Raw genomic sequence first — 25,270 nt, 5'->3', positions numbered from 1 at the left:
GAACTAGAATATGAGGATAGTAGAGATGCCACTAATTAAGCGCTGTCAGGGGCAAAAATAACAAAAGGGGGAAGGATATGTTTAAACGTATTGGAATTTTTCTATTAATCTTTCTAATGGCATTTAGTAATGTCACGTTCGCCAAAATGGGTGATATCACACCGCAAAAAGTCACCAAGGAACTACATAAAAGAACCGAACTTGTCCCAGATAAGTTGACGGAAACGGTCGATCCAAATAAGAAAGTTCGTGTTATTATCGAAATGAAGGAAGAGGCACCGATTGAGATTGCTACGAAAAAAGGTGTCATGTTCAAAAGCTTTTCTAAAGCAGAAAAAAAGAAACTTCATAATAAAGCAAGATCGAAACAAAAGGCAGTAAAAAGTGAAATAGAAAATAAAAAAATTAAACCGAAGTATTTGCAGGAATTTGATACCGTTGTCAACGGCTTTAGTGCAGAGATCAAACAAAAAGACATCAATGGAATTAAGGAAATTCCTGATGTTAAAGCAGTATATGTCGTAAATGAATACGAGCGGCCAATTGCTGAACCAGATATGAAATACAGTAAGGAATTAGTTGAAGCACAGCAAGCATGGCGCGATTATGGGGTGAAAGGGGAAGGCATGGTTGTCGGTATTATTGATAGCGGTATTGATCCAAGCCACCGTGATATGGTGCTGACGGACAATTCTACAGCCAAACTTACCGAACAATCTGTAGCGGAAAAAGTTTCGAATGAAGCATTACCCGGGAAGTTTTACACAGAAAAAGTCCCTTATGGCTACAACTATATGGATGAAAATAACGAAATCCGTGAGATCTACCGGGAGGCAGGCATGCATGGAATGCACGTTGCTGGAACGGTTGGAGCAAATGGGGATGAAGATAACGGTGGTATTAAAGGGGTGGCTCCAGAGGCACAGCTTCTAGCATTGAAGGTTTTCGGTAACGATCCGGAAATGCAATCCACTTATGGTGACATTTATATTAAAGCAATTGATGATGCAATCAAGCTAGAAGCGGACGTATTGAATATGAGCCTTGGCTCACCAGCTGGTTCTGTGGATCCAGAATCACCGGAACAGCAAGCGGTAAAACGTGCGGTTGACAATGGTATTTTCATGGCCATTTCGGCTGGAAACGCCAATATGTTTGCGGATGGATATTACTACCCAATGGCGTCCAATCCGGACTATGGTATTAGTGGTTCACCAGGATTGGCTTATGACGCCACTCAAGTTGCCTCCTATGAAAATTCGTTTATCGAAGTAGACGAAGTAGAGTACTCCATCGATGGAGAAACTGCGGAAGCACCGTTCCTATCGGCTGGAAAAACAAGCCCAGCAAAAGGGAAGACCTATGAATTAGTGGAAGCGGGTCTCGGAGCGCCGGAGGATTTTGAAGGGAAAGATATCGAAGGAAAGTATGCATTAGTTCAACGCGGTGAGCTAGATTTTACAGCTAAAGCGTTAAATGCACAGGGAGCTGGTGCAGCAGGTATTTTTATCTATAACAATACAGATGGAATCGTCAATATGGCGTCCGATGATGCGATTAAAATCCCACATTTATTTATGCTGAAAAGTGATGGAGACAAGCTTGCGGAAGCGTTGGAGAATGGAAAGGATGTTTCTATTACCTTTAATGGAGAAAAAATAGGGACACCAAATCCAGATGCAGAAAAAATGAGTGAATTCTCGTCTTGGGGATTAACACCGAACCTGGATTTCAAACCTGAAATTACTGCTCCTGGTGGACAAATTTTATCTACATTAAACGATGACCAATACGGTATCAAGAGTGGGACATCCATGGCTGCACCACATATTGCTGGAGGAGCAGCACTTGTATTTGAGCGTATTGAGGATGAATTTGGGCTGGAAAATGCGGATCGTGTAAACCGTGCAAAAAACATTATGATGAACACGGCAAAAGTAGTGGATCTAAATGGAGCCTTCGTATCACCACGTCGTCAGGGTGCCGGCTTGATGCAGCTTCATGCAGCCCTTTCTACCCCAGTAATGGTAACAGAATCCAAAACAAATGAAGCTAAGGTGGCCCTGAAGGAAATTAAGGATGACCAAGTTACCTTTGAATTGACTGCAACAAACTTCACTGATGAGGCGGTTTCCTATGATGTGCAAGCCAATGCCCAGACAGATGCACCGGTTCAAAACGGCAGTGATCTCATAGTTGTACCAAACCAGTTCGGCGCACTTGATTTAACAGATGCTGGCTATGCCACTGCAGCCGTTAATGGCAAGGCAGTAAGTACAGTCGAGGTTCCTGCCAATGGCTCTGTCACACTGTCTATAACTGTGGACCTGGGAGAATATGATGAAACATTAAAAGAGGCATTTTTTGAAAATGGTTATTGGTTAGAAGGCTTCGTCACGTTAACAGATCCGACTGATTCCAATCCAGAGCTTTCTGTCCCATATGTTGGCTTTATGGGGGATTGGGACCAAGCACCAATTTTCGATCGTCCAATGTGGGATTCTGACACGTACTATGGAATGACTGGTGTTGTAACGCCAATTGGGGAAGAGGATTATGGATTCCTCGGGGAAGACTTGAATACAGGTGCAATCGATCCTGCTAAAATTGCCTTTTCACCAAATGGTGACAGCATACAGGACAAAGCAATCATTATTTTGTCCTTCTTACGGAACGCAAAAGATGTCAAATTTAATGTGTTGGATGAAAATAAAAAGATCGTCCGTAAAATAACAACAGAAGACTATATACGCAAAAACTATTATGATGGTGGGCGTGCACCCATGTACTCCTTGTCATCATCAAGAGCCTGGGATGGAAAAGTAAATGGGAAGCTAGCAAAGGATGGCCAGTATTATTTGCAGGTAGAAGCAGCGGTTGATTTTGATGGCGCAAAGAGACAGTCCACAGAAATACCAGTATTACTAGACACAACGGCTCCAGAGCTAGAAGCTTCATTTGATGCGAAAAAGAATAAGGTACTCGTGTCTGCAGCAGATGCTGGTAGCGGTGTAGCATACTGGGACGTGTTAGTGGATGGAAAATCTGTTCTTGATAAACCGTACACGAATGGTGAAACGGAGCATAAGCTTGCGGATGCACCTAGTGCTGATCAGAAGCTAACGGTTGTTGCAGTCGACTATGCAGGCAATCAGGTTGAGAAAGAAGCAGTAGAAGTAGATACAACAGTTCCTGATTTGCATTTACTAACTCCTGAGAATCTTGGAGTGGAAACAGATCGCGCAGTAGTATTTTCTGGCTATGTTTCCGATGAATCCGGTGTGAAAGAAGTAACCATTGATGGCCAAAAAGCCGAGCTTGTCTATGATGAGGAAAAAGATCGTTATGATTTCTCCTTAACGATCAAGCATAAACAAGATGATTTCTATTTCTATCACATCAAAGCAGTCGATAATGCAGGAAATGAAACAGAAATTGGTCGACGCTTCTTCCTAGATTCAGAAAAAGCCAAGATAAAGGTAAAGGCGAAGAAGAAAGTAAAAACGGATACAGTAAAAGTTTCCGTAGACATTAAGGATAATTTCGATGATATCCGGTTGTATGTTAATGGCAATGAAGAGTTCAAACAGGATCTTTCCAGTCCATATGGCATGAAAGGTTTTAATAAAACAATTGATTTGGAGCTTGCATTAGAAGACGGCAAAAACGAGTTCGAATTCGAAGTTGTCGACCTAGGCAGCCATTCAACAACAGAAAGAGTTACGATTGAAAAGCAAGTCAAAAATAAAGGCCATGACCATGGTTCAGTTGGCAGCATCATCAGCATTATCCATGGAATCATTGGAATTATTTGGGGCTGGTTTAACTAAAAAGTAGGGACACCTCCTCAAAGAGTCAGCATTCAATTGGATGCTGACTTTTGTGTTCCAGGATAGGAAAGTATAAATTTTGGCTAATGTTGGATCTAGCTCCAGCGCCCAGCGACTAGCAAACTTTCGGTGCCTGCTTGCGTAAGTCAACATCGATTCACCCTTCGGGTTCATCGTGTTTCCTTTATCTCGTCAGGCCCCTAAAAAGTTTGTACGTCGCTAAACGAGCGCTTGCGCTTTTCTTATTTTTCCTACGTATCTTTTTGCTTAAAGCAAAAAAAAGATTATAATTAGTCTAAAGGAAAGAAATGGAGTGCATCAAATGGTCCAATCAATCAATACAAAAGTCGATTTAGTTATTGATGCCACCTCACATATGGGAATTTCAGAATATGGTAAGATCATGATCGGAGATAAGGGGTTTGAATTCTTCAATGATCGTGATGCGCGTAAGTTTATTCAAATCCCTTGGGAAGAAGTTGATCACGTGATCGCTTCCGTTATGTTCAAAGGAAAATGGATCCCACGTTATGCCATACAAACGAAGCGAAACGGGATGTTTTCGTTTTCTTCTAAAGATCCGAAAAAAGTTTTACGAACCATTCGTGAATATGTTGATCCGAATCATATGGTCCAATCATTAAGTTTCTTTGATGTGATCAAACGCGGATTAAAGAAAAAAGGAAAGAATAATAGTTTTACATCCAAGACGGGCAAAGAATAAAAGCGGTTTATTCAACACCCTATTTTTGCTGTTAAATAAGCTGAAATAGTACAACTAAAAGACAGTTGTATACTTTTACAAATGTTCATTTAGTTGTATAAATATAATAGGAGGTAAAAAAATGGTAGGAATTGTCATTGCTAGTCACGGCGAATTCGCCAAGGGAATCATGCAATCTGGAGCAATGATCTTTGGTGAGCAAGAAAATGTAAAGGCTGTTACATTAATGCCGAGCGAAGGACCTGAAGATATAAAGGCAAAAATGCAGGAAGCCATTGCCTCTTTCGACAACCAAGACGAAGTATTATTCCTAGTCGATCTTTGGGGGGGGACTCCTTTCAATCAAGCCAACAGCTTGTCTGAAGAACAAAAAGACAAATGGGCAATCGTTGCGGGGATGAACTTACCGATGTTGATTGAAGCCTATGCATCACGCTTCTCAATGAACACAGCGCATGAAATTGCCGCGCATATTTTGGGCACGGCTAAAGAGGGGGTTAAAGTAAAACCTGAAGAATTAGCACCTGCAGAGACTACTGCTACAGATGCTGCCGGACCATCAAATGTAGGAACACCTGGTACATTTGAATACGTATTAGCACGTATTGACTCTCGTTTACTTCATGGACAAGTAGCAACTGCTTGGACAAAAACGACACGGCCTACACGTATTATCGTGGTATCTGATGCAGTAGCTAAAGATGAACTTCGTAAGAAATTGATCCAACAGGCTGCTCCCTCAGGTGTAAAGGCACATGTTGTTCCTGTCAAAAAAATGATCGAACTTGCAAAAGATGATCAACATTTCGGCGGTCAGCGTGCGTTACTTCTTTTCGAAAATCCACAAGATGTGGTTAGAGCGGTTGAAGGCGGCGTACCATTGGAGACGATCAACGTTGGTTCGATGGCCCATTCACCCGGTAAAGTTCAACCGAATAAGGTTTTGGCCTTTAGTCAGGAAGATATTGATGCGTTCGCCAAATTGAAGGAAGCTGGTTTGAAATTTGATGTGCGGAAAGTTCCAAGCGACTCGAAAGGGAATATGGATGAAATTCTTAGGAGGGCTCAAGCAGAGTTAAATAAACAAAAATAACCCTAATATCAGAGAAAACGGAGGGATTAATAATGGATTTAAATGTGATTCAAATCATATTAGTCGTTATCGTCGCATTTTTAGCTGGTATGGAAGGAATTTTGGATGAATTCCACTTCCACCAACCGATCATTGCTTGTACGTTAATCGGCTTAGTTACAGGAAACTTAGTGCCATGTCTTATCTTAGGCGGTACTCTTCAATTGATTGCTTTAGGTTGGGCCAATATTGGAGCTGCCGTCGCACCGGATGCTGCGTTAGCATCCGTTGCATCTGCCATTATTTTAATTTTAGGTGGACAAGGGGAAGCTGGTGTGCCATCGGCAATCGCGATTGCCGTTCCGCTTGCAGTGGCTGGTTTATTATTAACGATCATCGTCCGTACCATTGCTACAGGATTGGTTCATTTAATGGATGCTGCAGCGAATGAAGGAGACATTAGAAAAGTTGAATTATGGCACATCGTCGGGATCATCTTGCAAGGGTTACGGATTGCAATCCCAGCTGCATTAATCTTAGCAATTGGTGCAGCTCCTGTTAGGGAATTGCTTGAAGCGATGCCGGATTGGTTGACAAGCGGTTTAGCAATTGGTGGGGGAATGGTTGTAGCCGTTGGTTATGCGATGGTGATTAACATGATGGCTACAAAAGAAGTATGGCCGTTCTTCGCGATTGGCTTCGTATTAGCGACTGTTTCAGAAATTACACTTATCGGTTTAGGTGCGATCGGGGTGGCTCTTGCACTTATCTATTTAGCGCTTTCCAGACAAGGCGGCTCAGGTAATGGCGGAAATAATACCGGCGATCCACTAGGCGATATTATTGATAATTACTAAGAAGGAGGGACAATAAAAATGGCAAAAGAAATGAAATTATCAAGAAGAGATCGGATTGCTATTTGGTGGCGTTCTACTTTCATTCAAGGTTCTTGGAACTATGAACGTATGCAAAACGGTGGTTGGGCATTTTCAATGATCCCCGCAATCAAAAGATTATATAAAACTAAAGAAGACCGTGCTGCTGCATTAAAACGTCACTTAGAGTTCTTTAATACTCACCCTTATGTAGCTTCACCTATTATTGGAGTCACTTTAGCGCTTGAAGAAGAACGGGCAAATGGTGCGCCAGTTGATAACGCAGCCATTCAAGGGGTTAAAGTTGGGATGATGGGGCCTTTAGCAGGTATCGGGGATCCTGTATTCTGGTTCACGGTTAAACCAATCCTTGGTGCGTTAGCGGCTTCTCTTGCTATGGACGGTAATATACTTGGTCCAATTATTTACTTCGTTGCATGGAATATCATTCGTATGGCATTCATGTGGTATACACAAGAATTTGGTTACAAAGCTGGTTCAAGAGTTACGGAAGACTTATCTGGTGGCTTACTTCAAAATATAACCAAAGGCGCCTCGATACTGGGTATGTTCATCCTTGGTGCATTAGTGAATCGATGGGTTACTGTCCAATTCACACCAGTTGTATCTGAAGTAAAGCTTGATGAGGGGGCCTATATAGACTGGGATAAATTGCCTGCAGGAGCAGAAGGGATTAAAACGGCTTTGCTCCAACAAGAAGAAGGTCTCTCATTGACCCCTGACAAAGTAACGACTTTACAAGAGAACCTGGATAGCTTAATTCCTGGTTTAGCTGGGTTGGCGTTAACACTTCTAAGCATGTGGTTACTTAGAAAGAAAGTCTCTCCCATCATTATGATTCTTGGATTGTTCGCGGTAGGTATCGTTTTCCATTTAATACACTTAATGTAATAAGTAAGACTCTTGTCTAGTGAAAGTTGCCATGCCTAGTCAAAATTCTGAATTTTGTCTGGCATGGCATCAAGCATTCATTTTATCAATTTTAGGGGGTTACTATGCTTACGATTGGTTATATCGGAAATGGGAAAAGCACGAACAGATATCATCTGCCGTTCGTCCTGCAAAGAGAGAATATAAAGGTAAAAACAATTTATCAAAGAAATCCTGATCATGAAAGTTGGGAGCGGATTGCAGGAGTACATTATACTTCTGATTTAGATGAGCTATTACATGACAAGGACATTCAACTGATTGTGGTTTGTACAAGAGTGGACAGTCATTATGAATACACAAAATTAGTATTAGAACATAATAAAAACTGTTTGGTTGAAAAGCCTTTTATGGAAACCTCTGAACAGGCAAAAGAAATATTTGCATTGGCAAGAGAGAAAGGGTTAATTGTCCAGGCTTATCAAAACAGACGCTTTGATAGTGATTTTTTAACCGTGCAAAAGGTGATCGAAGAAGGAAAATTAGGGGATTTGCTAGAAATAGAAATGCATTTTGATTATTATCGTCCCGAAGTACCAAAGGCTGTGCATTCTTTTAATCCTCTTGAGTCATTTTTATATGCGCATGGCTGTCATACACTCGATCAGGTTATCAGCTATTTCGGAAAGCCGGATCATATCCATTATGATGTAAGGCAATTATTAGGACAAGGAAGAATGAATGATTATTTTGATTTAGATTTATATTATGGAGTGTTAAAAGTATCGGTAAAATCTAGTTATTTTAGACTAAAAGAAAGGCCTAGCTTCGTCGTTTATGGCAAAAAAGGCTGCTTTGTGAAAGAAACCAAAGATCGTCAGGAAGAACATTTGAAGTTATTTTACATGCCAGATCACAAAGATTTTGGAGTAGATACAATCCATCATTATGGTGTACTGACCTATATGGATGAAGAAGGTACGATTCATGAAGAAAAAGTAAAATCTGTAAATGGTGATTATGGAAGAGTCTATGATGATTTATATCATGCCATCATCAATGGTAAAGATAAAACTATTACAGATGAACAGACACTGTTACAAATGGAAATATTAGAAACTGGGGTTGGAAACTTGCAATAAGGGTTCCTGCTGACAAAACGCAAATATAGCGTTTTGCAGCAGTTTTTTTCGAATATTATTTTTGTCGGAATCAACAACAGCCGTAAAACCAAATGAAGCTTCTAGTTCTTTTTGGAGCTGTTCCTTTGACTCTTGACCAAGCAATTCTTCAACGTTCACTACCACGCCAATAGCAAATATATCATGATGGTAAAGCCCCTTGTTCATGTGACAGTTTAATCATTTCTTTCGTCAAGTCATTAACAAAAGAGCGTTTAGAAATGGCAACCTTTCTACTCGCTTTTGCATCACCATTGGAAGCTAGGATAGATATCGTTGTCAATGGAGCATATTCTGAAAAAAGCAACGCATGTAAATTCTCTCCCTTTGATTAGCGGGTTGTATACCCTCCATTGGCAAATATTGTTTGACCGTTAATCCACCATCCGTCAGTAGTCAAGAAGTGAATAACCGGTGCAATATCTTCAATCTTCGTTAATTGATTATGCATTGCCTGTGACTTATGGAATTCGACTCTTTCATCTGTCTCTTGAGGATAAAAGAAAGGTGTATCCATTGGTCCTGGAGCAATCGCATTTACAGAAATACCACGCTCCATCAGTTCTTTTGAAGCTGCTCGAGTATAATGCTCAACCGGAGCCTTTCCACCTGCATAAGTGGAGTATCCATCTGTATAAGCTGCCAAAAGTGATGTAGCTAACGTAATAATTTTTCCGTCATTGTTCATATGCCTGGCTGCTTCTTTGATGAAAAAGTACGCAGCCTTTGCATTAATATCCTGCATACTTTCAAACTCTTCTTCAGTTGTTTCTTCTATAGGCTTTCGGAGTACTTTACCTACAGTGTTGATCGCAATATCAACCATACCATACGTGTCAACGGCATAATCAAACAGTTCTTTCATCCTCCTTGCCTCAGTTAAATCTCCTCTAAATAAAGCAGCCTCTCCGTTATTAGATTTAATCGAATTAACCGTCTGCTCTGCCTCGACTTTGGAAGATTCACTGTGGTAATGTACAATTACTTTTGCGCCATCTTCAGCATACTTTTTACTTACTAAGGAACCAAGATTCTTGCCGCCGCCTGCAACAACCACTACTTTATCTTTCAATGTATCAAACTTCGCCATGATAATTCCCTCCTTGATAATCATTCAACCATAGTATAATCCTTAAAGTGCGCTTGAAGGCAATAATAAAAGATGAAATGTCATACTAATAATCGCGGAGGAGAGTTTGCGTGTTTGTACTCCGGCGTCGTAAGCAAGTTTAGCAACTATAATTTAAAATAGACTTCTTCCTTTCAATGCGTAGTAGTCATTGCCAATAGTAAAGAGGTTGGGTTGTCGCTGAAAGAGATTAAAGAGTGGATTGAGATTTTGTATGAAGAGTTGGCCTTGCGCGATATGAAGAAGCTAATTGCTCCTTGCTATCGACACTGGGATGATCTTTTATTCAACCAATATTGTGATAGGTTTGAACTTCCCCTTCGACAAAATATGAAGACTTTCTCAGATGGAATGAAAATAAAAGCCTCTCTCGCACTTGCGTTATCGCACCATGCTGATCTCCTCATAATGGATGAGCCAACAACTGATCTTGATCAGATTTTTCGCAGAGAATGGATGGAGCTATTGCACGAAGTCATGTTGGATGAGGACAAGACCATTTTTTGTCGACTCATATTATGGGTGATTTATCATCCCTTGCCGACTATATCACCTTTATCCAAAAGGGACAGATTGTCTTTTCAAAGGGATTGCACGAAATAGAAGAGGAATATGCAATCGTTCGCGGCGGGATGGAATTGCTTGATCATGATACCCGAAAATCTAATAGAGCTATATGATCGTAAAAAAGAGACGTACTATTTAGACGTCTCTCAGGTTATGATACATTCAAAAATAGGATGGAACGGATTTTCCTACTGACCGCTCCTTTCGCTGAGCATAAATTTTCAAAGGTCACTCCTACATCCCTTTTTTACCTGTAGTTAAAGTAACTGATTTAGTTGATCAACATGTTTTTCATCATGGCTTAAAATTTCTTTCACAAGGTTTAAGCTTTCAGGGTCTAGGTCGTTTTTTAGTAATTGTTTGGAAACGTCGATTCCTCGTTTTTCTCCGACTAAGGCATCTTTCAAAATCTCTGTTTTGCCATGAGCTGTGCCTTTCATATTTTTCATAAATTCTACCATTTTCCCTTTTAGACCAACATCATCCACGGGAACACCATCAAGATGTTGGATTCGCTCAGCAATCTTCGCAGCATGTTGTTTATGTCCTTGTTGAATGTCTTGCAGAACCTGTTTGGCCTCCGAATCCTCCAAATGTTCAATAAAATCTTCATAAGCATGAATCGCCATATAATTTCCTTCAAGGAATTCGTTTAATTCTTGCACGATCCTATTTTTCATAAGCTTCACTCCTATCTTTAATATAGATTTTGCTTTTTGAGAAATATTATTCCTAAAAGAGGATGTTAACATTCATTTGAACTATGTTAATCATACTCATTTATTAGGATTTAAATTTGCCCCAAGGATAAGAGATCTATCGGATTCAAAATTATTTACAATAGATAAAGCAAGTGAGTATCCAAAACTAGAAACTATTTTACGTGGACAAATAAATACAAAAGGTTATTAAAGAAAATTATGAGGACGTTTTGCGATTAGCTCATTCTATAAGAGAAGGGACAGTTTCGGCATCCTTGATTATGGGAAAGTTAGGATCTTATTCAAGACAAAACAGCTTAGCTACAGCCTTACGTGAGATGGGAAGAATCGAAAAAACAATTTTTATTCTGAATTACATTTCGGATGAATCTTTAAGGAGAAAATACGAAGAGGTTTAAATAAAGGAGAAGCAATGAATGGACTGGCAAGAGCTATTTTTTTCGGGAAACAAGGAGAGCTTAGGAACGGACCATACAGCATCAATTGCAAAGAGCCAGTGCTTTAAACATAATTATTAATGCCATTAGTGTCTGGTGTGTAATGACAATAAAGTTGTGTATTTTTGAAGCTGAAAAAACGCATTACACCGTCCGAAAATGTGGACGGTGTAAAAATAAAGTTGTTTAAAAACTTTAATCGCTTATCCCATTAACGCGCCCTTAGTTGAAGAAGGATTTACTGAAATGATCAAACTTTTTTATAAAAACCAAACTTAAATCTGGTAAAGAAGCATTCATTTTGATCAATCTTTATTCAAAAGGGATTTTTCTTATTTATCATAAAATAAGAGTTTGCTAGGTGTTTTTGCTCAAACTTTATTTCAAAGTTACACTTGGACCATCTTGGCTTAGCAAACTGTCTTCACTTTCAAAACAATACGGTGATCGAGTTTTTTATTTACTGCACGGATTACTTATCATCGCCAATCAACCCGAATAACAACAGACGGTTCATTTCAGTCATCTTTTCTTTATAATTACCTGATTTCGCCCAAGCTAGTTGAAGCTCTCCAATCGCGTTTAACAGTTCTAATACTGTCTCCAGAGAAGCGGAAGCGTGAATCGTTCCTTTCTGTTTTGCAAGTTCCATAAGCTCTTGAATCATTTGAATTCGAATTTGATTCGTATTCTCACTATAGAGACTCGATAGCACATGGTCCTCTACGGCACCAGGCGAACCAAGTAATTGATAGTCCTGATCGGCACAATAATCCATAATTTGAATGATTTTATCCTTGAATTCGATGTCCTGGTTCATAATCTCCTTGGCCAAACGAAGGGTATCCTGCATCAAGACGTTCGCGCATTCCTTGACAATCCCTTCTTTGCTGCCGAAGTAGTTGTACAGCGATACGGATGATACGCCGGATTCAGCGGCAATGTCCATTATGGTAACATGAACGAAGCCTTTCTCTTTAAAGAGCTTTAGCGCTGCATTCACAACTGCCATCTTCTCAATTTACTAGGAGAGTACCGTTTTAATTCTGAAAAAATGATTGCTTTAGATTCTCTAAGACCACTAAAACTGTCTTAACGTTGTTGAAAATAGGGGGATCGTCTTGGAAATGTGCTTAGCGTTGTAAATCCGCATTTTCCTGACGCTACCCCATCGAGTATTGGCAAATGGTTCGATGATTGATACAAAGAATAATTTAGGCTGGCTAGCTTTTGACAAAAATGGGTTTAGACATCGCTTTCTAAGAAAATAATCAATTTATTTTATAAAAGAGCACTTCTTTTTTTGCTTCCTTTTGCACATCGCTATTGTAAAAGAGGGAAAGAGAAGTAGCTCTTTTTCTGTGAAAATAAAATTTTCATCCTGGGGTGTGAGTGTAAAATCATGTGGGTTTCTTATAAAACTGCTAGTCACCAACCGCTCCTGGAATTTTAAAATTACTATAGATTAGAAGATTCAGAAAAGTACGCTTGATAATTCCGAGTAATTGTATTAGAATAATAGAAAATTAAACTCTTTACAAGATAAAGAGAAGGTTCAGGAGGTTAATCATTGATCGATTTAGTGCATCGTTTTGGCCCTCAAAATTATTATCATTATCTAGGAGTAATTAATACACTACCGAAGTTTTTGGAAGACAACCACATACATTTTCCATTAATCATTCATGGGGAAAAGTCGTGGCAGGCTGTTCAACCTTATTGGCCCGAAACTGAATTTCAGAATCCCTATAAAGAAATTATGTTTGCTGGTGAATGCAGCTATGAAGAAATAGACCGAATATGGAGCGAAGCCGTACACCACCAGCATGATGCCATAATAGGAGTTGGTGGAGGAAAGGTTTTAGATACGGTAAAAGCGGTGGCAAGTAAAGCAAAAATATCTTGTATCTTAATTCCTACATTGCCTTCAAATTGTGCTAGCTTCACTCCAATCAGTATTGTTTATTCTGCTGAAGGAGACCATCTTGGTACGATACGACATAGTCAATCAAATTATATGGTAATGGTTGAACCAGAATTATTAGTTAATGCACCAATCGAGCATTTGACTTCTGGTATTGGCGATACCTTGGCTAAATGGTATGAAAGTAAAATTCGTTTTAATAAATTAACAAGTGAAGAAATATCCATTCCATTGGAACTGTCTCATACTGCTGCTAAGCAATGTAGAGATAATATTTTAAAATGGGGTGAAGCTGCTATTCTAGCTGCTGAAGCTAAAAAGAGCAATGCAGACTTCTCTCGCATGATTGATACGATTTATGCATTAGCTGGTCTTGTTGGAGGTTTAGGAGGAAAATTCGGGCAAAGCGTTGGCGCACATGCCTTTAATTACGGATATGTCAGTTTGGGGAAAAAGGGACATTTACATGGCAGCCTTGTTGCGTTCGGAATATTATTTCAGTTGAGTTTGGAAGAAAATTATGAAGAAATAAAACAATTAGTTCCTTTATACAAAAAATTGAAGTTACCAATATGCTGGAGAGATTTGCATTTATCTCCTGAGAAAGGTGACCTTGAAAAAATGGCTGATAAAATTTTAAGACCATCCTCTAGAATTTATGCATTGCCAATGGAGCTAACCAAGCAAAAAGTAATAGATGGCTTGCAAAAATTAGAAATATTTATTACGGAAAATGAGGTGGGGTTAAATGCATTTTGATTGCTCTGAACGTCTGGGTAAATTAAAGCCGAAATATTTAGTCGTTCAAAACAAACGGATAAAAGAACTTCAGCAATCAGATAAGCAGGTAATTAATCTGGGAAGAGGAAATCCGGATCAGCAAACATTCCCGCGTATTGTGGAGTGCCTGCAAGAAGCCATACATGATAAGAAAAACCATGGTTATCCACCTTATGGAGGAAAACAAGAGTTTAAAGAAGCCATTGTGGATTTTTATCGAAAGGAGTATGGAGCAAATATTTCGTCTAATCAGGTTGCGATCATGAATGGCTCTACAATAGCCTTATCCGGATTAGCACAAGCCCTTTTAAATCCTGGGGATATTGCATTGGTTCCTGATCCTGGTTTCTTTGGGTATCAAGCGGCTGTTGAGTTGGCAGGTGGTGAACCGTTTTTTGTTCCGATTAGCGAGAAAAATAATTTTTTAGTTGATTATTCAAGCATCCCAGAGGAAGTCAGTCAAAGAACGAAGATTTTATTTTTAAATTACCCAAATAATCCCACAGGTGCAAATGCCACAAGGGAATTTTTCGAAGAAACGATTACTTATGCCAATAAATATGGAATTGCAGTCATTCATGATTTTGCTTATGCCGATATCTACTATACGGATGAAAAGCCAATCAGTTTTTTATCTATTCCTGGAGCAGCCGAAGTAGGAGTGGAAATTTACACCTTCTCCAAAACGTTTAATATGGCTGGTTGGCGGAGTGGATTTACGGTAGGGAATGAATCGCTTATCAAACATTTAAGTGCCTATTTACAAAATGCTGTTGGCGGTGTTTTTGGAGGAATTCAGGATGCATCTGTGTTTGCTCTATTACATCAACAGGCCGAACGGAATGCCTTAAGAGAGCTATATCATGAGCGGCAATTGTTAGTTGAAGCATTTTTAAAAACACTAGATTGGGTGTATGTTGCTCCACAAGGTACATTCTTCCTTTGGGCTAAAGTCCCGTTACCAATGAATTCGGTTGAATTTGCCGAACAAATACTAGAAGAAACGCTGGTAGCCGTGGTTCCAGGCAGCATATATGGTGAAAACGGAGAGGGATGGATTCGCATTAGTTTGGTGACCTCTTTGGAACAATTGAAAGAATCATTTGAGCGAATAAAGAGATTTTTAATAAGGAAGCGGGGGAATAAAAATGAAAAACTTTCTAAAGCTTAATGCACTTCTTATTTTTGTTATTTCAATAAATCTATTAGCAGCTTGTAGTAATTCTATTAATTCTCAAGAAGAATCAACGAAAACTGCTAGTAAAAGCGAAACTTCAGATGAAAAAGTTATTCGCGTTGGCGCAACTGGTCAAAGTTTCCCAAACTCTTATCAAGAGGATGGAAAATTAATCGGTTTTGATGTGGAAGTACTTGAAACGATTGCAAATAATTTAGGGTATGAAGTGCAATGGACATTGGCAGGTTTTGAAGGGTTAGTAGGGCAGCTAGCGGTCGGAAAACTGGATACGATTGCTAATGCCTTTGAATATACTGAAGAAAGGGCAGAGCAATATAATTACTCCACAACTTATTCTTATACAAGTACAGGGATTGCTGTTCTTAAAGATAGTCCTTATGATTCTGTAAAGGATTTAAATGGACAAACAGTTGCTGGTGTATTGGGGTCAAATAAAATTAATGTATTGGAAGATTATGTGAAGAAAAATGGATTAGATATTGAAGTCAGACAATATGAAACAAGAGATGGTCCACAATTGGATACAATTAAGGGTGCTGTAGCAGGTTATGTCCAAGGAAAACCAATTTTGCAAGCAACAATAAATAAATCTAAATTACCTCTGAAAATATTAGAAGATGACTTAAAGAAGTCAGAAATTGGTTTCCCGTTTGCAAAAACAGAACAGGGGATGCGTTAAGAGAAGCGTTTAATGCAGAAATAGAAAAGCTGAGAGCCGATGGAACACTAGCTGAAATCTCGAAAAAATATTATGGAGATGATACTACCTCTGAGGAATAACGAGAAATTTATCGCATTTTTAATTGATTTCAGTAGAAGGAAAGATTTTCTATTATTATTAAAATAGTGGATTGGCTTCTTCGTGTAGAAGGAGCCTAATTACATTTTGCCGTTTTAAATTTTAATCCACCACAAAGGCTCATTTAATGTAAGTTTAGAATGTAGCACTAACATCACTAATTCTTTTTTTTGCGTAATTAGGGGTAGCGTCAGGAAAATGCGTTTTGTTGGTAGTACCCCTAAAAAAGATTTTATAAAAACAGGTTCAAATATACCTATGATAACATTATAATGTTATCATAGGTATTCTTTTAGAATGGCCTAAAAGGAGTGAATAGATTGACAGAACGAATGGTTTTGCAGAATGTAAAGCTTGTGAATAAAGAAAAGATCGATATTGTCATCAATGACGGTCGATTAATAGAAATAACGGCGCCTGGTCATGGAATTGGGGAACAGGTGATCAATTTATCTGGGCATTATGTGTCGAGTGGCTGGATTGATTTACATGTACATGCTTTCCCAGAATTTGATCCATATGGAGATGAGATAGATGAAATAGGGATCAAACAAGGGGTGACAACGATTGTGGACGCTGGAAGTTGTGGAGCGGATCGAATCGCGGATTTGGTGGGGAATGGAAAGGAAAGCAAAACCAATCTACTTGCCTTTTTGAATATTTCCAAGATAGGGTTGCAAAGAGTGGATGAGTTATCGAATCTTGATTGGATTGATCGGGAGAAAGTGATTCAAGCTGTACAACAGTATCCAGATGAGATTGTGGGGTTAAAAGCAAGAGTCAGCCGAAGTGTTGTCGGTGGAAATGGTATTGAGCCTTTACATATTGCCGAGCAACTTTCAAAGGACACTTCATTACCTTTAATGGTCCATATTGGCTCTGCTCCTCCAAAAATTGAAGAAGTGCTTGCCCTTTTGAAAGAGGGGGATGTGATGACCCATTATTTAAATGGGAAGACAAATAATCTTTTTGATGAAAAAGGGGCCCCGCTTCCGGAATTTCTTGAAGCCATTCAGCGTGGAATCCATTTAGATGTTGGACATGGGACAGCTAGTTTTTCCTTTCAAATCGCGGAGGCGGCAAAACGATACGATATTGGCCTTGATACGATCAGCACAGATATTTATCGCGGCAATCGAGTGAATGGTCCTGTTTTTAGTATGGCAAATGTATTATCTAAATTTCTTTATTTGGGCTATTCCCTTGAGGAAGTGATTGCCGCTGTGACAAATCATGCGGCCCGGTGGTTGAAAAAACCAGAATTAGGTCGAATTCAAGTAGGAGATAGTGCAAATTTAACGATTTTTACTGTCCAGAACAAGCCGATCGAATTAGTCGATTCTGAAGGTGAAAAAAGAACGAGTGATAAAAGGATAGAGACAAAAGGAGTGGTTGTAAATGGGGAATTCATTGAATGTTAAATATGGCCTGAAACGTGTGATTAATGCAAGTGGACGAATGAGCATTCTTGGGGTTTCCGCTCCATCTGATACGGTGATGGAGGCGATGAAACAAGGGGGACAAAATTATGTGGATATCGAGGATTTGGTGAATAAAGCAGGCGATTATATAGCCAATATCCTTGGATCTGAGGCAGCCGTGATTGTGAACTCTGCTTCCAGTGGGATTGCCCTATCCGTCGCTGCGCTTGTAACAAAAGGGGATCGGCGGAAAAGTGAACGTCTGCATCAAGAAGCCATTGTACAAAACGAGATCATCATGTTAAAAGGTCATAATGTCCAATATGGGGCGCCTGTGGAAACGATGGTATATTTAGGTGGCGGAAAGCTGGTTGAAGTCGGTTATGCCAATGAAGGGAAAGCCGAACAGATCGAAGCAGCAATAGGAGAAAATACTGCAGCCATCCTTTACATAAAATCGCATCATGCGGTGCAAAAAAATATGATCTCTGTCGAAGAAGCATGGGAAGTAGCGAAACGAAAACAGGTTCCGCTTATTGTCGATGCTGCTGCAGAAGAAGATCTGCAGAAATATGTACAATACTCGGATCTCGCCATATACAGTGGGTCTAAGGCGATTGAAGGACCAACTTCCGGAATTGTTGGTGGAAAGAGAAAATATATCGAATGGTTAAAGGTTCAATTGCATTGCATTGGTCGCAGTATGAAGGTTGGAAAAGAAGCCAGTTTCGGCTTATTACAAGCATTGGATGAATATGGCGAGAAGCAAGATAGAAGTGGACAAGAAAGAGAAAGTTTACAAGTATTGATGCCTTTGGCGGAAATCCCTGGTGTTCATGTCACGATTGTTCAAGATGAAGCCGGGAGAGCGATCTTTCGTGCGCGAATCCATATCGATGAACAACAGACCAAGCAAAGTGCAGAAGAAGTAGCCACTGCATTACGTGAAGGGGAAATTGCGATCTATACACGAGATTATGGAGTCAGACAAGGATTTTTCGATATTGACCCACGTCCATTACAGGGGGATGATATTCATGTAATTGAGAAGCGACTACGGACCATTCTAGGGGGAAAATAAAATGACCAATCGCATAAAACGACTATATAGAGGGTGCGTTGGACTAGAAGTAAAGGATCTATGCGAATTACTCCATGTAGTCAAGAGGCAGGTTGATGATTATGAGTAAGAAAATTGCCGCCTTTGGAGAAGTTATGCTGCGCTTGCAAGTACCTGGTTATGAGCTTTTGACACAGGCCCATACGCTACATTACTCCTTTTCGGGGACGGGGGTAAATGTAACAGGGGCTTTGGCTAAACTTGGACATAAAGGATATCTCGTCTCTACATTACCGGATAATCCGATTGGGGATGCCGCCTATTCCTACTTGCAAAGGTTGGGGATCACTACAACGTTTATTAAACGAAATGGAAATGAGATAGGAATGTATTTTTTGGAAAATGGATTTGGGGCGAGATCAAGTCGGGTGACTTATTCTAATCGGCAAGAAAGTAGCTTTAATACAGCACCTAAGGACATCTATCCGTTTCAGAAAATGGCCGAGGAGATCGATGTTGTTCATTTTTGTGGAATCACGCTAGCGATGAATAGATCTGTTCGTCAGCAAATGAAAGCTTTTGCTAAGGCTGTAAAAGCGAATGGTGGTACGGTTGTGTTTGACTGCAACTATCGGCCTTCCCTTTGGGGGGAAAACGGATATGAAAAGGCAAAACCACATTATGAAGAGATTTTACAGCTTGCTGATTTCGTGATGATGAATGAAAAAGACGCTATGTTTATTCTTGAAATGAAGGCGGAGAAAAATGAGCGAACGGAGCAAGTAAAAGAGCTGATTCCGATTATAGCGGAAAAATATAAGATCCCGCTGATTGCTGGTACGCACAGAACCGTGAATCAGGATCAGACCCATTCTCTGCGTGGTTTTATGTATAAAAACAAGACATTTACATTCTCTAAAAAGCGATCGTTTTCTGTACTTGACAGAATTGGTTCTGGAGATGCCTTCTCGAGTGGGATCATACATGGAGAAATGGAAGGTTTTTCACCAGAAGAGACAGTTGCGTTTGCTACTGCAGCAGGAATGCTAGCCCATACTGTTGTCGGTGATACGCCTGTATCAACGGAAAAAGAGATATTCCGTGCAATGACAGAGACGCTAAGCGATGTAGAAAGGTAGTGTTTGAATCTGTGCATATTTCCCGAAAAAAAGGGCCTTTATATTTACAAATTAGGGATCACTTGAGGGATCGAATTTTACATGGGGTCTATCCCATCCATGTAAATATCCCTTCAGAGGCTCAATTAGAAAATGAGTTTGGTGTAAGCAAAATTACAGTGCGCAAGGCGATTGAGGAGCTCGTGCAAGAAGGATATCTTGAAAAGAAAAGTGGTAAGGGAACGAAAGTGATTCGAAATACCTTAGCCTCCACACTTTCCAAAGGCAAGCTTTTTACAGAGTTTTTAGTGGAAGAAGGGCATAGAATTCAAAAGCAATTACTAAAAGTGCAACAGCTATCGAATAAAGTGGACTCAAAAATCTTTGGATTATTTGGTGAGCAATGTCTTTATATCGAACGGCTTTACTATCTAGATCAGATTCCTTATATCCACTTTACTCACTATTTAACTGGAGAGATAGTTGGGGATGAACGAACCGATCTAAACGATTGGTCCTTATATCAGCTTATTCGTGAGCAGGGCATATCTTTAAATAAGTTTCAAGATCAATTTGTTGTTTCGAGTGCCTCTCCTCATATAGAAGATTATCTACATGTGAATAAAGGAACCCCTTTATTAAAACGAATCCGTTACTCTTATGATGATAATGGACATCTAATTGAATATAGTGAAGGATTTTATAAAACAGACGAACATCCCTATATTGTCCATTATGATGTCTAATCTGTGTGAACTATCCGCCACTATGGAGAAGAGATTATAAATACTACAACCATGACAAAAAAGAAGCAACGGCCCTCTTGAACCATTTTGGGGCGCTTGCTTTTTTAAAAAGGTAAGAAAGCATAAAAATTGGCTAATGTTTGGATCTAGCTCCAGCGCCCAGCGACTAGCAAACTTTCGGTGCCTGCTTGCGTAAGTCAACATCGATTCACCCTTCGGGTTCATCGTGTTTCCTTTATCTCAGGCCAACAGGATGTTGGTCAGAACAGCGTTGCGCCAGGACGGCGCGCTTTTAGCTGTTCATCCTTCAACTGAAGTTTGTACGTCGCTAAACGGGCGCTTGCGCTTTTCTTAAAAGGTAAGAAAGTATAAAAATTGGCTAATGTTTGGATCTAGCTCCAGCGCCTAGCCCCTCGAGGTCAAATAACCCTGAACCTATGAAGGGAAAGATCGCCCTTCCTAGGTTCAGGAACATTTGCTTGTCGGGGCTGAACAAGGCGCTTGCGCTTTTCTTATAGGGTCACGATCATTCCATCATAGGCAACTTGGATTCCGTACGGTTGGAAGGCTTTTACGAAATCCTCGTGTAATAGGCCTGAATTATGAGAGAAGTGGGTGACGATGATTTGTCCATTATCTTCCAATATATCTTCTTGTTGGAAGGCTTGTTGTACTTCTAAAATCGTTTCAATACACATATGATTGCGGCTGCGTTTGTTTGCGTGGAAACCACCTGTACAGTCCAAAATAGCAAGATCGATTTTTCTCCCTTTTAGCCAGTTCCAAGTATCTTCAGGAAACCAGCCCGTGTCATTCCCATACAGAATTCTTTTTCCGTTTCTTTCTATATAATAAAGAAGGCATGTTTCCATTGGATCATGATCAGCTAAGAGCGGTGTGATCTTGACCGTTTGCGTTTCGACTTCTTTAAAGGGCAGGACACGGTGATAGGCAAAACGCCGATTCTCTTGGGATGCTGGTAAGGTTTTATGCAGTCCTTGCATCACTAAGTCATTCCCATATATGTGCAACGGATGCTCAATCCCATGGGCAAAACCTTCTATACGATTGAACAAATCACCTGGATTAAAATGATCATAATGCGTATGAGTGAACAATAAATCCTTAACTAATGTCAAGTCTATGTTATGATAAATCGCATGATAATAAAAATCTGGGGGAAAATCTACCTTCAATACGTCATCAAACAGGACGGATGTACGGGAACGAATATTACGTCCACCTAAATATCTTGCTTTTTGGCAAGCTTCACATAAACAAAAAGGATTCGGAAAACCTTCTGCTGCTGCCGTACCTAGGAAATGAACTTTCATAACCAACTACTCCTTTTTATGAACTAAAAGATACAAAGGCAAAATAGTATTCTCTTAGAACTTATTTAGTTTCCTAGTATTTTACTCAATAATGAAAGGCTTTGCAAAGGTTTTTTCCTATGGTGGTGGTTGGTCGATCCCATTGCCTAAATCCGGGATCCAGTTTTGTTTTGCTTTATTAATACCACTGCTATTTTTTACTACCAAAATCGGGATAACGCTTTCATAATATGGCACTGTAATGCTATACTCTATATATGCTCTTTTTATTTATTTCTTTGCTTTTTTTGTCTTTAATACTTTTGGAGGGTTTGTTCTCTTACTCACTTTTAATGTTAATCTTTCATCCAATCAAAATGATGTTTTTCGATAATCCCATTTGGAGGCTGATAAAAGGTATGGATACAAAAGCGATGATTTTAAATAAGAAATTGATTGCCATCATTCGAAATATAGATCCAGAGTATGTTTTAGAGGTTTGTAGGGCTTTACATAAAGGTGGGATTCAAGTGATGGAAATAACAATGAATTCACCGAAGGCCTTGCCCTCAATTGAAAAAGTAACAAATGAATTAGGCGATGAGGTTATCGTTGGAGCGGGTACTGTTTTAGATCCTGAAACAGCGAGAGCAGCTATTTTGGCCGGTGCTCAATTTATTATTTCGCCAACCGTTCATCTTGAAACAATCAAGATGACAAAAAGATATGGGATCGTCAGTATACCGGGAGCCTTTACACCTACTGAGATCCTTACAGCTTATGAGCATGGCGCAGATATGGTCAAAGTGTTTCCCGCTTCTTTAGGTCCAGGATATATAAAGGATATTTTAGGTCCACTCTCCCAGATCCCATTACTAGCAACTGGCGGGGTGAGTTTGGAGAATATAAAGGCGTATTTGGCTGCGGGTGCTATTGGATGTGGAATAGGTAGTTCCTTGGTGAATTCGAAGGAGTCGATAACATCAAGCTATTTCGCTCAACTAACAGAAAAGGCTAAACAATTCTCTTTAGCCGTGCAAGAGTTTAGAAATAATGCTTGATATATGAGGAGATGGCTTGGATGAAAATAGTGAGTATGGAATGTTTTCTTGTACCTCCCCGCTGGTTGTTTTTAAAAATGGAAACAGATGAAGGGATTACCGGCTGGGGAGAACCGGTTGTGGAAGGGCGAGCACAGACCGTTCAAGCGGCGGTGGAAGAAATGAGTGAATACCTCATTGGAAAAGATCCAATGAGAATAGAAGATCACTGGCAAACCCTTTACCGATCCGGTTTTTACCGCGGTGGTCCTATTTTGATGAGTGCTATAGCAGGCATTGATCAAGCATTATGGGATATAAAAGGGAAATATTACAATGCCCCTATTTATGACTTATTAGGGGGAGCCTGTCGAGATTCTGTTCGTGTGTATTCATGGATTGGTGGTGATCGACCGAAAGAAGTGGCGAAGGAAGCGAGGGAAAAAGCCGCTGCAGGATTCAAAGCAATTAAAATGAATGCAACGGAAGAGGTGCAGTATATCGACTCTTATAAAAAAATTGATGAAGTAATTGAACGGGTATCGGCTGTACGTGAAGCGATGGGGGATGATTTTGGAATCGGCATCGATTTTCACGGACGGGTTCATAAACCAATGGCGAAAATTTTAGCAAAAGAGTTAGAGCCATACCGTCCAATGTTCTTGGAGGAACCAGTATTACCTGAAAATAATGAAGCCCTTCGTGAGCTGGCCCATGCCACGACGATTCCAATTGCAACAGGGGAGAGAATGTATTCTCGTTGGGATTATAAAAAATTATTGACTGAAGGCTATGTCGATATCATTCAACCCGATCTCTCGCATGCGGGTGGAATCACAGAATGCAAAAAAATATTTGCGATGGCAGAAGCGTATGATGTAGCGGTGGCTCCTCACTGTCCCCTAGGACCGATCGCCCTTGCAGCTTGCCTTCAGGTAGATACAACCGCTCATAATGTGTTTATCCAGGAGCAAAGTTTAGGTATTCATTATAATGAGGGCAGTGATCTATTGGATTACCTGGAAGATCCATCTATATTTGACTATAAGGACGGATTTGTACGAAATTTAGAGGCACCTGGATTAGGCATCCGTGTCGATGAAGACTTTGTCAAAAAACAAGCCGAAATTGGCCACAACTGGAAAAACCCCGTCTGGAGACATAAGGATGGAACGATTGCGGAATGGTAGGGGATCTGTGAGCTGGCTGCTTATTATGCCACTCGCTAATCAGTATTCTTTAAGGTAACGAAGGGTGTCAATGGGGTGTATATAAAAAGATCAGCCGCCAACATGCTTAGAAACATGTGGATGGCTGATCCAATAAAATGTAAAAAAGGTCTGAAGATTATATTTTTGAAGGATTTCGAAGCAAAAGGGTTGTGGTGTCTTTTCGAAGAAGGTATGCATGCTTTTTACATGCCCATTTGCTTTTTGAGAACGCCTAATTCTCGTTCTGTTTTAACTGCTTTTTCCCAAACAAAATCTTGATCAAGCTTAATTTCTTTTAACTCAGATAGAATTTGCTTGTGCCGCTCGTCCCCTTTCTTTTCGATCCGTTTGATATCCTCGCTCATGTATTTCATATTCTGCTTCATGATATCCATATCAGACTTCATAGTATCCATATCAGACTTCATAGTATCCATGTCAGACTTCATGATATCCATATCAGACTTCATAGTATCCATGTCAGACTTCATGGTATCCATGTCAGACTTCATGGTATCTATGTCAGACTTCATGGTATCTATGTCTGATTTCATCGTAACCATGTCTTGTCTCATGTTAGCTTGTTCGTGATTCGTATTTCCGACCATTGTTAATAATTGTGCTAGCATTTCCTCAATTCGATCAAATCTTTCCTCACTCAATTATTTTTCACCTCCTTTATACCTGCTTTCAGTTTAGCATGTAAAAATAGAAAAACCAATACTTTTTTACTATTTATCCCCAAAATTTCGTTGATCTTGTCGAATAAAAAAATCTAAAACTAAAGTTTTGCTATTCTACATCTTTCTCGGGCTGAAACAAGACAATTTTTGCTTTTTGATTGGTTGATGGTCGTGAAGTTACCCAAATATCGATCCCTAGTTCTGCCATTTCATTTAGCAAGCTTTTTATTGATCCCTTTAATGCCATCCGGAAATTAGGATGTTTACAAAAGCCATCAACACTTTCTTCCCCCCAAAGATAGTAACTAGCGGAAACAGAAATATATGAATCATAAATGCCATAAAGAATTTGGATTCTCAAGTCCTTATATTGGGTCCAAAATGTGCCCCCATCCTTTGGTACTGGTAGCATTTCTAACCTCCTAAGTTGTTGTTTCAACATGCTTTTGTTTATAAAAATTCTTGGTCATTTCATTTTAACTGTTCATTGGAGGAATGTCGATTTTCTTTCTTAAATTTTAAAAACCCAAATTTTTACTTTTGCAAAAT

Annotated in this window: 23 protein-coding genes and 1 pseudogene; 17 read left to right on the top strand and 7 right to left on the bottom strand. The window is 39.7% G+C overall.

Annotated features, from left to right (window positions below; translation table 11 throughout):
* The first annotated feature begins 77 nt into the window (after window positions 1-77).
* From MUB24_RS10645 to MUB24_RS10620, 6 genes are all read left to right on the top strand, one after another.
* Window positions 78-3,830 carry a S8 family serine peptidase gene (locus MUB24_RS10645; RefSeq protein WP_244703844.1) on the top strand — a complete coding sequence of 1,251 codons (3,753 nt, stop codon included), beginning with the start codon at window positions 78-80 and terminating at the stop codon, window positions 3,828-3,830.
* A 322-nt stretch (window positions 3,831-4,152) separates the two neighbouring features.
* Window positions 4,153-4,554, top strand: a complete 402-nt coding sequence (locus MUB24_RS10640) for a DUF956 family protein (protein WP_244703842.1) — start codon at window positions 4,153-4,155, stop codon at window positions 4,552-4,554.
* A 121-nt stretch (window positions 4,555-4,675) separates the two neighbouring features.
* Entirely contained in the window at window positions 4,676-5,647 is a 972-nt protein-coding gene (locus tag MUB24_RS10635; RefSeq protein ID WP_244703840.1) for a mannose/fructose/sorbose PTS transporter subunit IIA, read from the top strand.
* A 32-nt stretch (window positions 5,648-5,679) separates the two neighbouring features.
* Window positions 5,680-6,483 carry a PTS mannose/fructose/sorbose transporter subunit IIC gene (locus MUB24_RS10630; RefSeq protein ID WP_244703838.1) on the top strand — a complete coding sequence of 268 codons (804 nt, stop codon included), beginning with the start codon at window positions 5,680-5,682 and terminating at the stop codon, window positions 6,481-6,483.
* An 18-nt stretch (window positions 6,484-6,501) separates the two neighbouring features.
* Complete coding sequence (locus tag MUB24_RS10625; RefSeq protein ID WP_244703836.1) at window positions 6,502-7,413, top strand: PTS system mannose/fructose/sorbose family transporter subunit IID; 912 nt, start codon at window positions 6,502-6,504, stop codon at window positions 7,411-7,413.
* Window positions 7,414-7,517: 104 nt separating this feature from the next.
* On the top strand, window positions 7,518-8,534 hold the full coding sequence (locus tag MUB24_RS10620) for an oxidoreductase (RefSeq protein WP_244703834.1): 1,017 nt from the start codon (window positions 7,518-7,520) through the stop codon (window positions 8,532-8,534).
* Here MUB24_RS10620 and MUB24_RS10615 read toward each other — a convergent pair.
* Window positions 8,505-8,741: a hypothetical protein gene (locus MUB24_RS10615; protein WP_244703832.1), complete on the bottom strand. Its 237-nt coding sequence runs from the start codon at window positions 8,739-8,741 to the stop codon at window positions 8,505-8,507. The genes MUB24_RS10620 and MUB24_RS10615 overlap by 30 nt on opposite strands.
* A 163-nt stretch (window positions 8,742-8,904) precedes the next feature.
* A complete protein-coding gene (locus tag MUB24_RS10610; protein WP_244703830.1) occupies window positions 8,905-9,663 on the bottom strand; it encodes an SDR family oxidoreductase in 759 nt (252 codons plus the stop codon).
* A gap of 213 nt (window positions 9,664-9,876) precedes the next feature.
* Between MUB24_RS10610 and MUB24_RS10605 the strand changes: the two genes are divergently transcribed.
* A complete protein-coding gene (locus MUB24_RS10605; protein ID WP_244703828.1) occupies window positions 9,877-10,305 on the top strand; it encodes an ATP-binding cassette domain-containing protein in 429 nt (142 codons plus the stop codon).
* A gap of 221 nt (window positions 10,306-10,526) precedes the next feature.
* Here the strand turns inward: MUB24_RS10605 and MUB24_RS10600 are convergent, their stop codons facing one another.
* Window positions 10,527-10,949, bottom strand: a complete 423-nt coding sequence (locus tag MUB24_RS10600; protein ID WP_244703826.1) for a DUF2383 domain-containing protein — start codon at window positions 10,947-10,949, stop codon at window positions 10,527-10,529.
* Between the two features lie 94 nt (window positions 10,950-11,043).
* Here MUB24_RS10600 and MUB24_RS10595 point away from each other — a divergent pair.
* Window positions 11,044-11,525 (top strand): annotated as a pseudogene (locus MUB24_RS10595) (Tn3 family transposase); the annotation flags it as partial.
* A 375-nt stretch (window positions 11,526-11,900) separates the two neighbouring features.
* Here MUB24_RS10595 and MUB24_RS10590 read toward each other — a convergent pair.
* Window positions 11,901-12,440, bottom strand: coding sequence for a TetR/AcrR family transcriptional regulator (locus tag MUB24_RS10590; protein WP_244703823.1), 540 nt, complete (start codon window positions 12,438-12,440; stop codon window positions 11,901-11,903).
* A 558-nt stretch (window positions 12,441-12,998) separates the two neighbouring features.
* Between MUB24_RS10590 and MUB24_RS10585 the strand changes: the two genes are divergently transcribed.
* From MUB24_RS10585 to MUB24_RS10550, 7 genes are all read left to right on the top strand, one after another.
* Entirely contained in the window at window positions 12,999-14,111 is a 1,113-nt protein-coding gene (locus tag MUB24_RS10585) for an iron-containing alcohol dehydrogenase family protein (protein WP_244703821.1), read from the top strand.
* Window positions 14,101-15,303: an aminotransferase class I/II-fold pyridoxal phosphate-dependent enzyme gene (locus MUB24_RS10580; RefSeq protein WP_244703819.1), complete on the top strand. Its 1,203-nt coding sequence runs from the start codon at window positions 14,101-14,103 to the stop codon at window positions 15,301-15,303. Before MUB24_RS10585 ends, MUB24_RS10580 begins: the two co-directional genes overlap by 11 nt.
* Entirely contained in the window at window positions 15,281-16,009 is a 729-nt protein-coding gene (locus MUB24_RS10575) for a transporter substrate-binding domain-containing protein (protein ID WP_244703817.1), read from the top strand. Before MUB24_RS10580 ends, MUB24_RS10575 begins: the two co-directional genes overlap by 23 nt.
* Window positions 16,010-16,449: 440 nt before the next feature.
* A complete protein-coding gene (locus MUB24_RS10565; RefSeq protein WP_244703815.1) occupies window positions 16,450-17,550 on the top strand; it encodes an amidohydrolase/deacetylase family metallohydrolase in 1,101 nt (366 codons plus the stop codon).
* On the top strand, window positions 17,528-18,631 hold the full coding sequence (locus MUB24_RS10560) for a DgaE family pyridoxal phosphate-dependent ammonia lyase (protein WP_244703813.1): 1,104 nt from the start codon (window positions 17,528-17,530) through the stop codon (window positions 18,629-18,631). Before MUB24_RS10565 ends, MUB24_RS10560 begins: the two co-directional genes overlap by 23 nt.
* A gap of 101 nt (window positions 18,632-18,732) precedes the next feature.
* Window positions 18,733-19,749, top strand: a complete 1,017-nt coding sequence (locus MUB24_RS10555; RefSeq protein WP_244703903.1) for a sugar kinase — start codon at window positions 18,733-18,735, stop codon at window positions 19,747-19,749.
* Window positions 19,750-19,760: 11 nt separating this feature from the next.
* The gene (locus MUB24_RS10550) at window positions 19,761-20,474 is read left to right on the top strand and encodes a GntR family transcriptional regulator (RefSeq protein ID WP_396426738.1); all 714 of its coding nucleotides are present in this window, start codon (window positions 19,761-19,763) and stop codon (window positions 20,472-20,474) included.
* Window positions 20,475-20,986: 512 nt separating this feature from the next.
* On the opposite strand, the gene MUB24_RS10545 is transcribed toward MUB24_RS10550, so the two are convergent.
* Window positions 20,987-21,808 (bottom strand): MBL fold metallo-hydrolase, encoded by an 822-nt coding sequence (locus tag MUB24_RS10545; RefSeq protein ID WP_244703809.1) that lies wholly within the window; start codon window positions 21,806-21,808, stop codon window positions 20,987-20,989.
* A gap of 398 nt (window positions 21,809-22,206) precedes the next feature.
* On the opposite strand from MUB24_RS10545, the gene MUB24_RS10540 reads away from it, so the two are divergent.
* Window positions 22,207-22,848: a bifunctional 4-hydroxy-2-oxoglutarate aldolase/2-dehydro-3-deoxy-phosphogluconate aldolase gene (locus MUB24_RS10540; protein WP_244703807.1), complete on the top strand. Its 642-nt coding sequence runs from the start codon at window positions 22,207-22,209 to the stop codon at window positions 22,846-22,848.
* A gap of 20 nt (window positions 22,849-22,868) precedes the next feature.
* The gene (dgoD, locus tag MUB24_RS10535; protein WP_244703805.1) at window positions 22,869-24,017 is read left to right on the top strand and encodes a galactonate dehydratase; all 1,149 of its coding nucleotides are present in this window, start codon (window positions 22,869-22,871) and stop codon (window positions 24,015-24,017) included.
* A 224-nt stretch (window positions 24,018-24,241) separates the two neighbouring features.
* Here dgoD and MUB24_RS10530 read toward each other — a convergent pair whose 3' ends face one another.
* Together MUB24_RS10530 and MUB24_RS10525 are read right to left on the bottom strand one after the other, a co-directional pair.
* Window positions 24,242-24,700: a hypothetical protein gene (locus MUB24_RS10530; RefSeq protein WP_244703804.1), complete on the bottom strand. Its 459-nt coding sequence runs from the start codon at window positions 24,698-24,700 to the stop codon at window positions 24,242-24,244.
* Window positions 24,701-24,830: 130 nt separating this feature from the next.
* Window positions 24,831-25,133, bottom strand: a complete 303-nt coding sequence (locus tag MUB24_RS10525; protein ID WP_244703803.1) for a hypothetical protein — start codon at window positions 25,131-25,133, stop codon at window positions 24,831-24,833.
* Between the last annotated feature and the right edge of the window lie 137 nt (window positions 25,134-25,270).

It is taken from the genome of Lederbergia sp. NSJ-179 (genome assembly GCF_022867885.1).
GTDB lineage: Bacteria > Bacillota > Bacilli > Bacillales > Bacillaceae_C > Lederbergia.
The sequence above is the reverse complement of the archived record's forward strand: the minus strand, read 5'-3'. Positions and strand labels throughout refer to the sequence as shown.

Excerpts from the sequence above, each read along its gene's own strand:
- MUB24_RS10645 (WP_244703844.1), top strand. The coding sequence starts at position 78 with ATGTTTAAACGTATTGGAATTTTTCTATTAATCTTTCTAATGGCATTT.
- MUB24_RS10640 (WP_244703842.1), top strand. The coding sequence starts at position 4,153 with ATGGTCCAATCAATCAATACAAAAGTCGATTTAGTTATTGATGCCACC.
- MUB24_RS10580 (WP_244703819.1), top strand. The coding sequence starts at position 14,101 with ATGCATTTTGATTGCTCTGAACGTCTGGGTAAATTAAAGCCGAAATAT.
- MUB24_RS10600 (WP_244703826.1), bottom strand. The coding sequence starts at position 10,949 with ATGAAAAATAGGATCGTGCAAGAATTAAACGAATTCCTTGAAGGAAAT.
- MUB24_RS10635 (WP_244703840.1), top strand. The coding sequence starts at position 4,676 with ATGGTAGGAATTGTCATTGCTAGTCACGGCGAATTCGCCAAGGGAATC.
- MUB24_RS10555 (WP_244703903.1), top strand. The coding sequence starts at position 18,733 with ATGAGTAAGAAAATTGCCGCCTTTGGAGAAGTTATGCTGCGCTTGCAA.
- MUB24_RS10620 (WP_244703834.1), top strand. The coding sequence starts at position 7,518 with ATGCTTACGATTGGTTATATCGGAAATGGGAAAAGCACGAACAGATAT.
- MUB24_RS10610 (WP_244703830.1), bottom strand. The coding sequence starts at position 9,663 with ATGGCGAAGTTTGATACATTGAAAGATAAAGTAGTGGTTGTTGCAGGC.
- MUB24_RS10540 (WP_244703807.1), top strand. The coding sequence starts at position 22,207 with ATGGATACAAAAGCGATGATTTTAAATAAGAAATTGATTGCCATCATT.
- MUB24_RS10560 (WP_244703813.1), top strand. The coding sequence starts at position 17,528 with ATGGGGAATTCATTGAATGTTAAATATGGCCTGAAACGTGTGATTAAT.
- MUB24_RS10575 (WP_244703817.1), top strand. The coding sequence starts at position 15,281 with ATGAAAAACTTTCTAAAGCTTAATGCACTTCTTATTTTTGTTATTTCA.
- MUB24_RS10525 (WP_244703803.1), bottom strand. The coding sequence starts at position 25,133 with ATGCTACCAGTACCAAAGGATGGGGGCACATTTTGGACCCAATATAAG.
- MUB24_RS10545 (WP_244703809.1), bottom strand. The coding sequence starts at position 21,808 with ATGAAAGTTCATTTCCTAGGTACGGCAGCAGCAGAAGGTTTTCCGAAT.
- dgoD (WP_244703805.1), top strand. The coding sequence starts at position 22,869 with ATGAAAATAGTGAGTATGGAATGTTTTCTTGTACCTCCCCGCTGGTTG.
- MUB24_RS10615 (WP_244703832.1), bottom strand. The coding sequence starts at position 8,741 with ATGAACAAGGGGCTTTACCATCATGATATATTTGCTATTGGCGTGGTA.
- MUB24_RS10625 (WP_244703836.1), top strand. The coding sequence starts at position 6,502 with ATGGCAAAAGAAATGAAATTATCAAGAAGAGATCGGATTGCTATTTGG.
- MUB24_RS10630 (WP_244703838.1), top strand. The coding sequence starts at position 5,680 with ATGGATTTAAATGTGATTCAAATCATATTAGTCGTTATCGTCGCATTT.
- MUB24_RS10590 (WP_244703823.1), bottom strand. The coding sequence starts at position 12,440 with ATGGCAGTTGTGAATGCAGCGCTAAAGCTCTTTAAAGAGAAAGGCTTC.